Annotated in this window: 17 protein-coding genes and 1 tRNA gene; 7 read left to right on the top strand and 11 right to left on the bottom strand. The window is 32.6% G+C overall.

Annotated features, from left to right (window positions below; all coding sequences use genetic code 11):
• Positions 1-77: 77 nt before the first annotated feature.
• Positions 78-1,046, bottom strand: coding sequence for a Gfo/Idh/MocA family protein (locus M0M57_RS00605; protein ID WP_248434423.1), 969 nt, complete (start codon positions 1,044-1,046; stop codon positions 78-80).
• 28 nt (positions 1,047-1,074) lie between these two features.
• Complete coding sequence (locus M0M57_RS00600) at positions 1,075-1,383, bottom strand: hypothetical protein (protein ID WP_248434421.1); 309 nt, start codon at positions 1,381-1,383, stop codon at positions 1,075-1,077.
• A gap of 62 nt (positions 1,384-1,445) precedes the next feature.
• Here M0M57_RS00600 and M0M57_RS00595 point away from each other — a divergent pair, with 62 nt between their 5' ends.
• The gene (locus tag M0M57_RS00595) at positions 1,446-2,087 is read left to right on the top strand and encodes a protein-L-isoaspartate(D-aspartate) O-methyltransferase (protein ID WP_248434419.1); all 642 of its coding nucleotides are present in this window, start codon (positions 1,446-1,448) and stop codon (positions 2,085-2,087) included.
• 27 nt (positions 2,088-2,114) lie between these two features.
• Here M0M57_RS00595 and M0M57_RS00590 read toward each other — a convergent pair whose 3' ends face one another.
• Positions 2,115-3,167 (bottom strand): Fic family protein, encoded by a 1,053-nt coding sequence (locus M0M57_RS00590; protein WP_248434417.1) that lies wholly within the window; start codon positions 3,165-3,167, stop codon positions 2,115-2,117.
• A 257-nt stretch (positions 3,168-3,424) separates the two neighbouring features.
• Between M0M57_RS00590 and M0M57_RS00585 the strand changes: the two genes are divergently transcribed.
• The 3 genes from M0M57_RS00585 (at position 3,425) to M0M57_RS00575 (ending at position 4,426) form a co-directional block, all read left to right on the top strand.
• Positions 3,425-3,571 (top strand): hypothetical protein, encoded by a 147-nt coding sequence (locus M0M57_RS00585; protein ID WP_248434415.1) that lies wholly within the window; start codon positions 3,425-3,427, stop codon positions 3,569-3,571.
• A gap of 21 nt (positions 3,572-3,592) precedes the next feature.
• Positions 3,593-3,877, top strand: a complete 285-nt coding sequence (locus M0M57_RS00580; protein WP_248434413.1) for a hypothetical protein — start codon at positions 3,593-3,595, stop codon at positions 3,875-3,877.
• A 90-nt stretch (positions 3,878-3,967) separates the two neighbouring features.
• Positions 3,968-4,426, top strand: coding sequence for a hypothetical protein (locus M0M57_RS00575; RefSeq protein ID WP_248434411.1), 459 nt, complete (start codon positions 3,968-3,970; stop codon positions 4,424-4,426).
• A gap of 25 nt (positions 4,427-4,451) precedes the next feature.
• On the opposite strand, the gene M0M57_RS00570 is transcribed toward M0M57_RS00575, so the two are convergent.
• Together M0M57_RS00570 and smpB are read right to left on the bottom strand one after the other, a co-directional pair.
• Complete coding sequence (locus M0M57_RS00570) at positions 4,452-5,426, bottom strand: IS110 family RNA-guided transposase (RefSeq protein WP_248434336.1); 975 nt, start codon at positions 5,424-5,426, stop codon at positions 4,452-4,454.
• Between the two features lie 275 nt (positions 5,427-5,701).
• Positions 5,702-6,154, bottom strand: coding sequence for an SsrA-binding protein SmpB (gene smpB / locus M0M57_RS00565; RefSeq protein ID WP_248434409.1), 453 nt, complete (start codon positions 6,152-6,154; stop codon positions 5,702-5,704).
• A 139-nt stretch (positions 6,155-6,293) separates the two neighbouring features.
• On the opposite strand from smpB, the gene M0M57_RS00560 reads away from it, so the two are divergent.
• Positions 6,294-6,977 carry an OmpW/AlkL family protein gene (locus M0M57_RS00560; protein WP_248434407.1) on the top strand — a complete coding sequence of 228 codons (684 nt, stop codon included), beginning with the start codon at positions 6,294-6,296 and terminating at the stop codon, positions 6,975-6,977.
• 137 nt (positions 6,978-7,114) lie between these two features.
• Entirely contained in the window at positions 7,115-8,629 is a 1,515-nt protein-coding gene (locus M0M57_RS00555; protein ID WP_248434405.1) for a S8 family peptidase, read from the top strand.
• 106 nt (positions 8,630-8,735) lie between these two features.
• Here M0M57_RS00555 and M0M57_RS00550 read toward each other — a convergent pair whose 3' ends face one another.
• Genes M0M57_RS00550 through M0M57_RS00540 form a run of 3 tightly spaced genes read right to left on the bottom strand, consistent with a single transcriptional unit; the run spans position 8,736 to position 11,954 of the window.
• Entirely contained in the window at positions 8,736-9,218 is a 483-nt protein-coding gene (locus tag M0M57_RS00550) for a phosphoglycerate mutase family protein (RefSeq protein WP_248434403.1), read from the bottom strand.
• 13 nt (positions 9,219-9,231) lie between these two features.
• The gene (locus M0M57_RS00545; protein ID WP_248434402.1) at positions 9,232-10,788 is read right to left on the bottom strand and encodes a hypothetical protein; all 1,557 of its coding nucleotides are present in this window, start codon (positions 10,786-10,788) and stop codon (positions 9,232-9,234) included.
• 11 nt (positions 10,789-10,799) lie between these two features.
• Positions 10,800-11,954, bottom strand: coding sequence for an ABC transporter ATP-binding protein (locus tag M0M57_RS00540; RefSeq protein WP_248434400.1), 1,155 nt, complete (start codon positions 11,952-11,954; stop codon positions 10,800-10,802).
• A 115-nt stretch (positions 11,955-12,069) separates the two neighbouring features.
• Between M0M57_RS00540 and M0M57_RS00535 the strand changes: the two genes are divergently transcribed.
• Positions 12,070-12,143 (top strand) — tRNA-Pro (locus M0M57_RS00535).
• A 35-nt stretch (positions 12,144-12,178) separates the two neighbouring features.
• Here the strand turns inward: M0M57_RS00535 and M0M57_RS00530 are convergent.
• From M0M57_RS00530 to M0M57_RS00520, 3 genes are all read right to left on the bottom strand, one after another.
• On the bottom strand, positions 12,179-12,532 hold the full coding sequence (locus M0M57_RS00530) for a hypothetical protein (RefSeq protein WP_248434398.1): 354 nt from the start codon (positions 12,530-12,532) through the stop codon (positions 12,179-12,181).
• On the bottom strand, positions 12,504-13,031 hold the full coding sequence (locus M0M57_RS00525; protein ID WP_248434396.1) for a hypothetical protein: 528 nt from the start codon (positions 13,029-13,031) through the stop codon (positions 12,504-12,506). Before M0M57_RS00525 ends, M0M57_RS00530 begins: the two co-directional genes overlap by 29 nt.
• 199 nt (positions 13,032-13,230) lie before the next feature.
• A complete protein-coding gene (locus tag M0M57_RS00520) occupies positions 13,231-13,692 on the bottom strand; it encodes a hypothetical protein (RefSeq protein ID WP_248434394.1) in 462 nt (153 codons plus the stop codon).
• Between the last annotated feature and the right edge of the window lie 11 nt (positions 13,693-13,703).

Here is a 13,703-nt window from a genome sequence, read left to right as displayed (position 1 = left end):
TTAAAAGTTTCAAGTTTGCTTCGCCTGTTCGCTGTCGCTCGGGTCAAGTTTCAAGTTAAACTGAAACCTGAAAGAAATTATTTTTCCTGCATCGAATCAATAATCATATACGCCACTCTCAACGCTTCCGTTCCATCTTCCAACGTTACAACCGGAGTAGAATTGTTATTAATCGCATCTGCAAAAGTCTCCAATTCATCCAAAATAGCATTGTTCAAAGAAACTTCGGGATTATCAAAATAAATTTGTTTTTTAACTCCTTCTGCATTTTGTAAAATCATATCAAAATCACCGGGAACTTCAGGTGCGTCTTTCATTTTAACTACTTCACACACTTTGTCCAAATAATCGACAGAGATGTAAGCATCTTTTTGAAAAAACCGTGATTTTCGCATATTTTTCATCGAAATTCTACTCGAAGTGATATTCGCAACACAACCATTTTCAAATTCAATTCTGGCATTCGCAATGTCCGGAGACTGACTCAAAACTGAAACACCACTCGCGTGAACGGCCTTTACTTTTGACTTTACAACACTCAAAATCGCATCAATATCATGAATCATTAAATCTAAAACAACCGGAACATCTGTTCCTCGTGGATTAAATTCCGCCAAACGATGCGTTTCAATAAACATCGGATTTTCAATCTGATTCTTCACAGCTATGAAAGCCGGATTAAATCTTTCTACATGGCCAACCTGACCTTTAACATTATATTCTTTTGCTAAAGCGATAATTTCTTCGGCTTCTTCAACAGTAGTTGAAATCGGTTTTTCAATAAAAACATGTTTGCCCGATTTAATCGAAACTTTAGCACATTTATAATGCGAAAGAGTAGGAGTTACAATATCAATCACATCAACAGCATGAATCAATTTTGCAATCGTGTCAAATTGTTTATAACCAAATTCGGCCGCAATTTTGGCTCCATTTTCCTGATTTTCATCATAAAAGCCTATTAATTCGTATTTTGAAGATTGATTGAGTAATCGCAAGTGTATTTTTCCAAGGTGACCGGCACCCAAAACGCCAACTTTAAGCATAAAAAGTAAATTTTATCAAAAATAGTAATTATGGAAGAATTGACAAGGAGGAAAGGTTTAAAATATTGTCAGGAAGAGGGAAGTTGGGAGATGGAAGTTTTATTTTGTGCCTTATCCCGCTTTCCACTGCAAGATTTTTTGTCAGCTTGGCATTTTCTAAGCCAAAAAATGAGCTCCCGTGGTCGCTATTTTTTGTCAAGAAAATGTCCAAGCTGCCTGCAAAATGCTTTCCGTTACAATCGGGGGCAGAAATCCTGCTAAAAAAGTAAATTTTCTCCCAACTCCCAACTCCCAACTCCCAACTCTCAACTCCCATCTCCCATCTCCCAACTTCCATCTCCCAACATTTGCAAGTTCATTATTTAAAGTTTAATTTTACCAAACTAACCCGAACCCCAAGTGAGAGATACCGAAAAACATCAAGGACTTAGAAATCAATTAGTTAAACTTTTAAGCGAAAAAGGAATTACAGACAAAAATGTGTTGGAAGCCATCAAAAAAATTCCACGACATTTGTTTTTAGATTCCGGTTTTGAGCAATACGCTTATCAAGATAAGGCGTTCCCGATTGGAGCCGGACAAACGATTTCGCAACCTTATACCGTGGCTTTTCAATCGCAATTATTAGAAGTAAAAAAGGAGGATAAAGTGTTGGAAATCGGAACAGGTTCCGGCTATCAAACCGCCGTTTTGTGCACCATGGGAGCAAAAGTTTATTCGGTTGAACGACAAAATGAATTGTTTAAAACCACTTCATTATTATTACCAAAATTAAATATCCGTCCAAAACTTTTAACGTTTGGCGATGGTTACAAAGGATTACCCAATTATGCTCCTTTTGATAGTATCATCGTGACGGCCGGTGCTCCAATTATCCCAAAACCATTGATGGCTCAGCTAAAAATAGGAGGAAGGTTAGTAATTCCGCTTGGCGAAAAAGAGCAAATTATGACGTTATTAATTCGTAAAAACGAAACACAATTTGAAAAACATGAATTTGGTGGATTTCGATTTGTTCCTTTGTTGGAGGATAAGAATTAAAACATAAAACCCGCCTAAGCGGGTTTTTTATTGACCAATAATACTTAAATAACGCTCCAAACTTTCCTTTTCAATTTGAGCAATAAAGAGCAAAAAATCTTCTTTATTGCTTTTGGTCTGAGCAGTTTCTAATGCATTATAATAGTTCATTCTATTGTCATAATCACCTTTAATATTGGCAATTACATAGCCGTGTTGTAGCAAAATCAAATTCATGACTAAACGCGAAGTTCTGCCGTTTCCATCAATAAATGGGTGAATAGTGACTAATCTTTCATGCATTTCTGCAGCCAAAATCACCGGATGCAATTTCTTTTTTTCAGTTTCATACCACAAAAAATAGTCTTCCATTTCTTTGGCAACCATGTAGGGTTGAGGTGGCATATGACTACTTCCTTTAATCATGACTTGAACTCTGCGGTATCGACCGGCATCTTCTGGAATTATCCCACGTAGAATCAAATTATGAATCGACAACAATTCTCGCTCATTAAAACTAAAACTTCTTTCCATCAATTGCTTGATATAGCCAATCGCTTCCTGATGATTAATGGCTTCCAAATGCTCTCGCATGCTTTTTCCGGAAACGGTTAAACCTTCGTTAATAACCAAATCGGTTTCTCGCAAGGTTAAAGTATTTCCTTCAATACGGTTGCTTTCAAAAGTATATTCTAACTCTAATGCTTGAGCAATTCTAAAACTGTCAAAAGCTCTTTTTTGATCCAAAATTTTCTTAAGCGAATCAATTTCATTCAAAATCTCCATCAACGAAGGTGAAAATTCTCTCTTCTTTGGTGTGAGTTCATACTTCATTTCACTTTCCGCAACCATCATCGCTTTGATACCAAAATGAGTGTCATCGCCAATTTCATAAAGAATTTTTTCCTTCAACCAAGCCACCATTAATGTTTCATAATCAATCTCCAAAACCGAAGCCAATTTTACCACTTGCTCTCGGGTGGGTTTTCGGTTTCCACTTTCAAACTTACTTACCAATGCCTGATCTATCCCAAGAAGTTGTGCAACTTCACGGGTTTTTAGGTTCTTTTTTTCTCTGGCTGTTCTAAGCAAATCTTTCATATCCTAAATAATGTCATGACAAATTTAGTCATTTATTTTTGATTTCAAAACTTTTTCTCAACTTTTTAGCGTTCCTCCGCAAGCTCCGGCCGGGCTTTTCGCTTCAATCCCTCACGAGGTTAAGTGCTAAGAAGGAGATTTGAGTTTTGTTTTTAAAATTGTGAGAGACAAAATAATAATTTGTCATAAATGAATTTTATTAGCTAAAAATTATAGTTCTGCGTCTTATTATCTCACAAAATCCATAAATTAACCCTATGATATATACTGTTGAAAAAGCAAATTTAATTACAAAACAACTTAATAAATTTAAAAACAGTTATGCTTTTATTATAGCAGGACATTTTGCTAACATCGACTTTTGGATTAATGAAGTTGTAAATTCATTGACAGTCATTGATTAACACAAATTTCGATTTGAAAAAATGTATGAGGCACAAGAAAAGTGGATAGAAGAAAAAAATGTAAAAATTTCCGAATATTGTTATATATGCAATGATATATGTGAGTTGAGCAAAGAACATTATAAAAAACCTGAACTTCCAAAACAAAGAGCAAAAAATGATAAGAATGATTCGAGAAAAGAATTGGTAAATGCTGCTTATTATTTTTTAGTTCGATGCTTTAAATTAGAACTTTTGAATGAAAATTTGTTAAGAGGATTTTGTGATCAAATAGGAACTAGCATTGATCCAAATGATTTGAAATAAGGCTCTCCGAAGTCTACCGACTTCGGAGCAAAAACAAAAAGACAAATAATCTAATCTCACAGAAATAACATTAATTAAAATAAACTTAAAATGTACTTTAGAAAAGTAACTATTCCAGAATTGAACTCTGATAAAATTGAGCGAAATATTAGATTATTTACGTTGAAGAGACACACATCCTTAGATTTAAAATCAGGTTCGACTTATATAGCAGAACCAAATAAGTTTTTTTTAGGTTTCGAAAACAATACTCAAATTGACTTGCTAAGAATTACAACACCTTTTGAAAGATTACTTCCAAAATTAATTGTGAGTTTTAATAAAAGTAATTTTAAAGAATATAAAGTACGATTGCAGTTATTATCTATGATTTTAATCGTTGTTCTTTCAGCAGGATTATTAATGACAATCTATCACTCGATAAAATCTAAAAATTTGGAAAGTGATTTCTTGTTTATATTATCACTTAATTTGATTTTTTATCTTCTTGCTTTTGTTGAGTATAAATTTGTAACAAAAAAAATTGAGAGAGTAATAAACTCTGCCTAGTCTCTTTACTGTGTCATTTCGATTTCTATGATAAAACCAAATTTTTTTGATAAGGAATTTGGTTTTTAATTACTGCAAAAACCCGATGTATTATTTTGTTTCTAACTGCATTTCTAACGCTCATTTTATTTTTACCTTCTTCTACTTTTCGAAGATAATAATTTCTTAAGTCATTATCATTCCTAATAGCACTCATCGCTCCTAGATGCAAGACACTTTTAACTGTTTTATCAGCAAGCCTTGACACTCCGGATCTTCGCTTTATTGATGTGCCTGACTGAAAATCAAAAGGAACAACTCCGCTATAACAGGCCATTTTCCTTGGATCTGTTATAGTTGTAAACCCTTCCGTTTTTGCCAAAATAATCCACGAGAGCACTTTACCTACACCAGGAACAGACTTCATCAATTGATAATTATTTTTTAAATCTGATTCACTAGAGATAACTTCTTCTATACTTTTTTCTATGTTTTTAATTTGAATATCAATACTCTTAACAAGTTGCAAATTTAATTTCAGCAATTCCTTGTCCATATTAATTCCTTTCATCAGTTTGTAGTCATCCTGCTGGCTCGTCAATTGTTTTCTCATTTTTATTCTTGCTGCTCTTTCTGTAAGCAGTACTTTAATTTTTCTGATTGTCAAGGATGAAGGTTTCCATTGTGTAATTTCTTGATGGTTCTTCTCGATAAAATTACAAATTCGAAGTGCATCAACCTTGTCATTTTTTCCTCTTGTAAGGCCCATACTCTTCTTTAAGTGTAAGGGTGATATGATATAAACTTTAAAGTTGTGAGATTCCAAGACCTGCAACAAATTCCAATTATATTTACCCGTATTTTCCATAGCTACAATAGGATAGCTAGTAGAATAAATTTTAAAAAAACGCTTAATACTCTGTACTTTGTTTTCAATAGTAAAATAGGAAACTTTTTCATCTTTGATACAAATGTCTAAAGTCTTCTTACTGATGTCAATGCCAATAATAATGTTTTTCATAACTTTGCTTTTAACGTTAAACAAGTGATTTGAGAAATTCATCATAAGCTCAACTCCTTAATAATGGGTCTGGTTCCCTAATTTCTATTTGAGTCTTTGATGAAAAGGGAAGCTAAAGTCTTAATCGAAATATGAGTAATTAACTCTGACGCAGGAATAGTGTACTTTTGCTTCCTTTCTCAATCATAAATTTATTGATTTTTTCTAAAAACAAATCTAAAGGACGAAGGAGAAATCACATAAAGTAGGTTGTACTAAAATTTAAAAAAAATAATTTAAAAGCTTTTCTTCACCCGATCAATGTCGCGTTTGGTGTCTCTGTCTTTAATGGTTTCGCGTTTGTCATAGTTTTTCTTTCCACGACAAAGAGCAATTTCCATTTTGGCATATCCTTTTTCGTTGATGTAAAGTCGCAATGGAACAATGGTTAAGCCTTTGTTTTGCATACTTTTTTCTAAGCTTTTCAATTCTTTTTTGTTCAATAAAAGTTTGCGTTCGCTTTTGGCTTTGTGGTTGTAGTGTGTACCATACAAATATTCTTCTACTTGTGAGTTAATCACAAATAGTTCACCATTATGAAATTCACAAAAGCTTTCTGTTATCGAAGCTTTTCCCAATCGAATCGATTTTATTTCGGTACCGGTTAAAACAATCCCGGCATCATATCGTTCCAAAATTTCATAATCAAATTTAGCTCTTTTATTTAGTATGTTAATCATTTTTTGCATAGGAATGCAAATGTATGAACAAAATTTACAAAAACTTTAATTTTATTACTTCAGAAATAATTTTTGATAAATGATTTTTATCAGTATTTGAATTTTTTGTTAAAATTATTTTTGAACTGTAATTTTAACAAACAAAAAAATGAAAAAAATAGTTTTTGCATTATTTGCAATGTCATTACTAATGACTACGGTTTCACAAGCTCAAGAAGAAAAAAGTAGTGATTTTAAAAAATGGCAAGTAAGGTTAAGAGGTATTGGTGTTATGCCAAATGAGAGTGCCAAAATTGGTATTATCGGTGGAGACGTATCTATTTCTAACGCTATTGTTCCGGAATTAGATTTTACTTATTTCTTTACAAAAAACTTTGCAGCCGAATTAATTTTAGGTACAACAAAACATGACGTTCACACAGTTGGCTCAGATATTTCAGCTATTGGCGGGCCAACAAGTTTTGATGTAGATTTAGGAAGTGTAATGCTTTTGCCCCCTACTTTAACTGCTCAGTATCACTTTTTTCCCTTAAAAGAGAAAAAATTTAAACCGTATGTGGGAGCCGGTATCAATTATACCTTGTTTTATAATGTAAAAGAAGGTGATGTTGTCAAAGATATTGAATATGATAATGCAATTGGTTTTGCGGCTCAAATTGGTTTTGATGTTATGTTTGACGATACATTTTTTGTAAACTTTGACGTAAAACGGTTATTCTTAAAAACAGATGTTACCGTTGATGCTACAAATTTAGCAGCGGGACTTGTTATTCCTGCAGAAGTAGAAATTAATCCTTGGATTGTTGGAATAGGTTTCGGGATGAAATTCTAATAAAATAATTGGTTTATTACACGTTTTTTAAAAATGAATCAGGTTGGTGTGCAAGCATCAACCTTTTTTATTAACTTTTTAAATTTTGAACTATTTTATTATTATATTCGTACTACACAAGCTAAAAAAGTAATAGTATGACAAAAAAATTATTCAGAATTTCAGTTTTCGCATTGTTGGTTTTTGCTTCTTGTTCAAAAGAAGAAGATTTTAAAGAAGAATTAATTACCATCGAAAATCAGCAAGAACCTTTAACAGCCCGTCAGATTAATGACAAAATCAACTCATTTAATCAGAACGGTAAAAAGTTTTATTGGAAAGAAGCAAGTACGCACATGTTGTGGAGTGCTGTGTTAAAAGGAAACAATTTAGTTACTATTGGTTTTGGTAGAAATGCAGATGATTTTGATCGTTCGCAATCTAATGCAGCTACTCAAATGCAAACGGAAATTATAAATTTGATTAAACGTTACGAAACCGAACAAACCGAAGATTTAGTAATGTATGAAGATCCGTTTTTAAATTTAATCGATGTCAGAATCACCAAACAAGAAACCTTAGAAGCTCTTCGTAGAAATCGCTACGTTCGTTATGTTGAGCCTGCTGATTATCGTTATTTTACTCACGAAGCTCCGCAAAGTGAAGAAGGTTATCAAACCATGTCCAGTTCAGGTTGTGGCTACAGTTCATCAACAATAAGTACAGCCGATTTCACTACGGTTACGCCAAACGCAAGAGTTCCTTGGGCTTTTTACAAACACAATATTCCGGCTGCGTGGAGTTTAACTTCAGGAAGCGGCGTAACAATCGGAGTGGTTGATACCGGTTTATCTCCACAACAATCATTAATGAACGGTAGTTTTAACACAGGGCAATCTTCTGGTCGTTTTGTGCAAAAATATGGAACGTATGTCGATTCTATTTGGCCTTGGTCAACTTCAACAGATGGTGTGAATGATTTATGTAGTCATGGTACAAGTATGGCATCTGTGGCAACTGCTCCTCGAAATAATTCAGGTTTGCCTGTTGGAGTTGCGTATAATGCTAATTTAGTTTCATATCGTGCTTCTTCCGATGTGGTGTTGAATGGTTATCATGAGCAAAACGGTGTAAAAAATGCATTTACAGCCTTAGGAAATCGTACGGATGTAAAAATTATTTCAATGTCAATGGGACACATTTTTTCGGTTGGAAAAATAGAAGACGGAGTTCGATATGCCAACAACAGAGGGAAATTAATTTTTTGTGCCGGCGGAACATCAACTTCGTTTACGAATTTTGTAGGTGTAATTTTTCCGGCTTGGATGTCTGAAACCGTTGCTGTTACCGGAATCAAAGAAGCATCAACTTATCAAAAATGTGATGTTTGCCACAGCGGAAGCGAAATTGATTTCACCATTATGATGGAACGTGCCGGAACCGGAAACAAAGTTCCGGTGTTGAGTTACTACAACAATCAAGCGGATTATGTGGGTGGTTCATCGGTGGCAACGGCAACAACAGCAGGAATTGCGGCTTTAGTTTGGGCAAAAAATCCAACGTGGACAAAAGCTCAAGTGTTGACAAAAATGAAACAATCCTCGCAATTTTATCCAACCAAAAATTCACAATTTGGTCATGGAATTATTAATGCGTTAACTGCCGTTCAATAAAAAATCAAACTTTATAGATAAAAAACAGCCACGAATTACAAGAATTTGCACGAGTTGTTTGTGTAAATTCGTGTAATTCGTGGCTAAATTACTTTAGCAGGTATCTTTAATTGTGATGAGTAAGTTTGTGTTCAATTCTATCACCTTTCACAGTTATTGTATAAAGATTACCGAATTCATTTTCATCAATTTGTTGGTAGATTTCTTCGCCTAAAAAATCATTGATTTGTTGCGAGATTGTATTACTGTGACCCACCACCAAAATTATTTTTCCGGAGTGTTTGGCGATGATTTCTTGAACAGTAAATTTCTTATGATCATAAAATAGTATGTCTTTTTGTTTGGATGTAGCAACTGTGCTGCACGTCATTTGTGTTCTGCGGGTTAACGTGGTGTAAAAAACATCAATGTGTATTTTTTCAAAAAGTTTTGTCCAACGAACGGATCTTTTAATGCCTTCTTCTGAAAGTTCAGGATTTGGCGAACTATCCGCTTTTTCGGCGTGGCGAATGAAGTAGATGGTAGTTTCGGATTGTGAATAGCCAATCGAAAAATTCATAAACACCAATATAAAAAACAATTTTTTCATTATTAATTAATTTTTATGATTCTGGAATTCCTTTCCATTTTCGTACGAATTTGGAAATGAAAAACATGTAAATTATTGTAATTATTAAGTTTAAACTGTGAAATGACATCGCAAATGACTCTAAATTTTCGATTAAAGGGAAGTTTTCATACGTTCTTTTTTCATATTCAACATCATAATAACCTTCGTTAATTTTTAAAATTTCAATCATTAAAAAGTAAATCATTACTAGTAGAATGGGTAAATACCAAACCAATAGATTTAAAACAATTGCCGAGGTTTTCTTTGTTTCATTCTTTTTTAAAATAAATGTGAAATAGGCAAGCAAGGCAATGATAATTGCTATCACAATTCCAAATCGTGTTGTAGTTGATATACGGAAAGAAAATAAAACCCCAAGTATAATACCTAAAGTGATCGTCGTAATAACGCTGATAAGCCAACTTCTACCGGACGTAAATTTAAATGTGAAAAATAGTAATGAGATTCCTAAAGAGATGTATAAATAAACAATAATAAATTGATAATCAACCGAAGGATCTATCCATGATCTCGAAATTTTGTCATAGGAATTTTCCAAAGATTTAGAATTAATATAGTGCTTATAGTATAGATATTTAATGCCGTTTTTAAATTTATGATCGAATGAAATTGTATCATAAATATTCTCATGTGAATTATAAACTACCGAACTATCAATGTATTTTGCCGTTTCAACTACTTCATCATCATAATAATCGTTTAAATAATAATCTTCAACAACTTGCCTTTTCCCTACAGTAATATAATTTGTAAACTCAGGGTAATCATAAACAAATTTAAACCATTGCTCAGTATTAATATTCGATTTTAACTCATGTTCATTAATAATTTTGAAGTAATCAGCCATCAATTTTTTGATAGAATCCTGCTGATTATTGACCATCCATTTTTTTACCTGATTGATATTTAAGGAATCCTTTTTATGATCATTTAAAGAAAAACTGGTATAACCTTTATTAATTAACGACTTTAATGAGTATTTTCGATTGTTGTAGTCAAATGAATCGCGGTAAATTTGTTTCCATTCTCCTTTTTCATCTTGTACATCAATATGATAACCCTCTAGAAAAGGGCCATCCAAAAAGATGCTTGCCTTACTGATGATATCACATCGTCCTTCTAATTCAGATTTTTCAAAATAATTTCGTGCCCGAAAATCTTTAGCGTAAAAATAGGTAGGAATGTAAGCTAAGTTCAATGAACAAATTACTAGAATCAATAACCATTCTTTAAAAATGGACAGACCACTTTTGGGGTAAAACGATTTGAAAGCATTATTTTTGAAGTAAAATATTGCCCAACTTATAAAAACCAATAATGATGTTAGTATACTGAAAATAACAACAATTGGCTCTAAAAAATTGTAATGATAATCTTGTTGGTTTTGAAAATCAATCATCCCGTGATTATAACCAACCAGAAAAAAAATTAAATTAAAAACTAATAGTAGAATAGTGAAAGGAATTATTCTTGTATTCCAAATCAAAGGATTTTTTATCAGTAAATCAGATTGAAATTTTTTAAACATCTGTATAAGAATTATGTTAGAAAGAATCTTCTAGTTGAGTGAGTTATATCACGATAATAGTTTAATTGAACTTGATTTTCATGAACTATTTTTAAAAAATCAAAAGAGGTAAAATCATCTGAAAACTCAGCAATGTACGCACTTCCATTAAACTGTAAAGAGGTTACCTTATGGTTATTGAATAACGTATTCAATTCATTTTGAGACCAACTTGATTCAAATTCTACTATAAAATTTAATTTCTTCGACTCAGTATTTTCCGTTTCATTATGTAAATTCTTCTGCTTTCCATTTTTAAGGAAAATCACTTGATCGGAAGTTTTTTCAACTTCATATAATTGTTGCGAACTTAAAACAATTCCAAGTGGTCTAAAAGGAGATTTTGCAATGGCTTTGAAATCCTCTAAAATTGTTTGTTGAGCAAGAATATCAAGGTTTGCCAACGGTTCATCAATTAAAAGAATTTTTGATTTTCTCAGCAATAATCTGGCTAATTCAAATCGCATTTTGTAACCCGAAGATAAATCTTTCCATTTATGATTTCTGAATTTTCTTAGTCCTAATCGAGCAATAACGAGTTCTACCACCAACTCGTTTTCTTGCGGTTTGTAGCCATAGTGTGTAGCCGTAAATTGAAGATTTTCAAACATCGAACCATACCAAGTTTCGGTCCGTTGCGGAATGTAGACTAATTTTGTTCGTAAATCATATAAATCAGTATGAGGAAAATGATAAACTAAATTTCCGGATGTATTTTTTAATTCGCCGCAAAGCGTTCTGAGTAGGGTTGTTTTTCCGTTTCCGTTTTCGCCTACCAGTCCGATTATTTCTCCTTGGTGAATTTTAAGTGATATTGGTCCCAAAGCAAACCCGTTTGAATCGTAGCTTTTGACGACTTCATCACAAGAAACCAACAGTTCTTTAGTATGTACAGGTTTACTTTTTAATTTTTCATAGAGTTGAGTAAGAATTGTTTTAAATCTAATTTTTAGCTCTTCTGAAGGAGGATTTTGATCTAAATAATCCAAGAAATTCAATGTTGACGTATAAAATTCAACATCTTCTGTGTCTAATGTTAAATCGATTATTCGTTTCGTTACTAAAGGATAGTCCTCAAAATTTAAATAATCGAGTATTGTTTGATATTGTTTTTCAAATTCAGACATAAAAGGAAATGTTTTTATCAAATATAGACAAATTATTAAGCGAAAGAAAAAAGACACATTTTTTTTGAATGTATTGTGATATTTATTTCAAACCATTACTTTTGCCATCACTTTTCGGGATGTAGAGCAGCCTGGTAGCTTACTAGCATGGGGTGCTAGGGGTCGCTGGTTCGAATCCAGTCATCCCGACAGTAAAATCTCTTGAGCTTTGCTCAAGGGATTTTTTAATGCTTATGATTTTCCAAGCTCGCTTGAGAAAATTTTAGACATAAAAAAATCCCAAAACTTTTGAAAAAAGTTTTTAGGATTTTACTAGCATCAACCCACTTTTCTGGATCATGAAATAATCCAGTCATTTGGAAATAATATAAAAATATTTTTGAAAAGTTTTGGAATTTTACTAATATCAAATCCTCTTTTGGATTATAACGTTTCGCAGCTACCCGAAGGTGGCGATTTAGAAGCACTTCACTGTCAACCAAGCAGAAACTTTGATAAAAGCACAAAGCTTGATTTAACCAATGAACCGCCACTTTTGGGTAGGTGCTGTTATAGGCTCCCGTATTCTGTCTTTCCATTTTCAAAGCTAATAACAACATTTCTTGTCTTTATTTTCTTGTCAGCCAATATTTTTTTATTTGCGAAATATGATTGGTCGTCAAGTCTAACGATTATTGTTGTCGTCAAGTTTTGACCTAAGTCTGCTACTATAAAACCAATTGGTGTTTTTTCAATGTCTAAAGTATCAGTAGCTGTTAGAATAGGAAAGTCTAATTGAACGAAATTAAACTCTCGTGTTTTTTTATCTGAGCTTAAAATCACTTTTAAATAATAGTACAAGTGAGCACCACTCGTCCCGACAAAATATAATTCGTCTTTTATTCCGTCTTTGTCAAAATCCCAATTATTTGAATAGTTATGAGTTTGTGAATTATTATCGTAGCTGTATGTCAAGGTCGGGTTTGATTTATGGTATTCCTTGTCAAATGAGTTTGAAGGAATGTAAAGACTGTCTGTTTGTTGAGAAAAAACAGTTAAGGTTAATGTGGTCAAAATGATTGTAATAATAATTTTCATTTTTCTATCGTATTTTCTTAATTGTCAAATTGCGATGTCGTGTTGTCAAACGGTTGCCTGTAAAGGTTAGCAGCTACCCGAAGGTGGCGATTTCGAAACACTTCATTGTCAGCCAAGTACAAACTTTGGTAGAAGTACAAAGCTTGATTTAACAACTTAAACGTCACTTTTGGGTATATGCTACTCTAAGCCGTTTTTATTACTCAATATTCCTTTCAATATCTATTTCATTCTTTGGTCTTTGTGTATTTTCCCAAATAAAATTGTATCCAGTCTTTTTAATTTCTACATCAAAATCTCGTTTCATTTTAAAAACATTTTCTGGCATAGTTACAATGAAAATAAAACAGCACAAAATCATTACATTAAATATCATTAATACAGCAGTTAAAATTTTCGGCATTTTTATTTTGGCAAATCTATTAATAAATAATATTAACAAAAACCAAAACATAAAATGTACTAATATATCAATAATCATTTCCATCAAAAAAAATTGATTAGACATTGACGTAAACCAACCATCACAAACGTATGGAAACGGAAATCCAGACATCATAGATTCTGGTCCATCAACAGGAAAGACATACCACCATTTTCTAAATATGATAAATGATATTAATGATAAAGGTAAAATTAATTTCCAAATTAACTGTTTCATTTTCAGCAGTT

The sequence above is a fragment of the Flavobacterium azooxidireducens genome (assembly GCF_023195775.1).
Lineage (GTDB): Bacteria > Bacteroidota > Bacteroidia > Flavobacteriales > Flavobacteriaceae > Flavobacterium > Flavobacterium azooxidireducens.
Note: the sequence above shows the minus strand (reverse complement) of the source record. Positions and strands in the feature narration are given on the sequence as shown.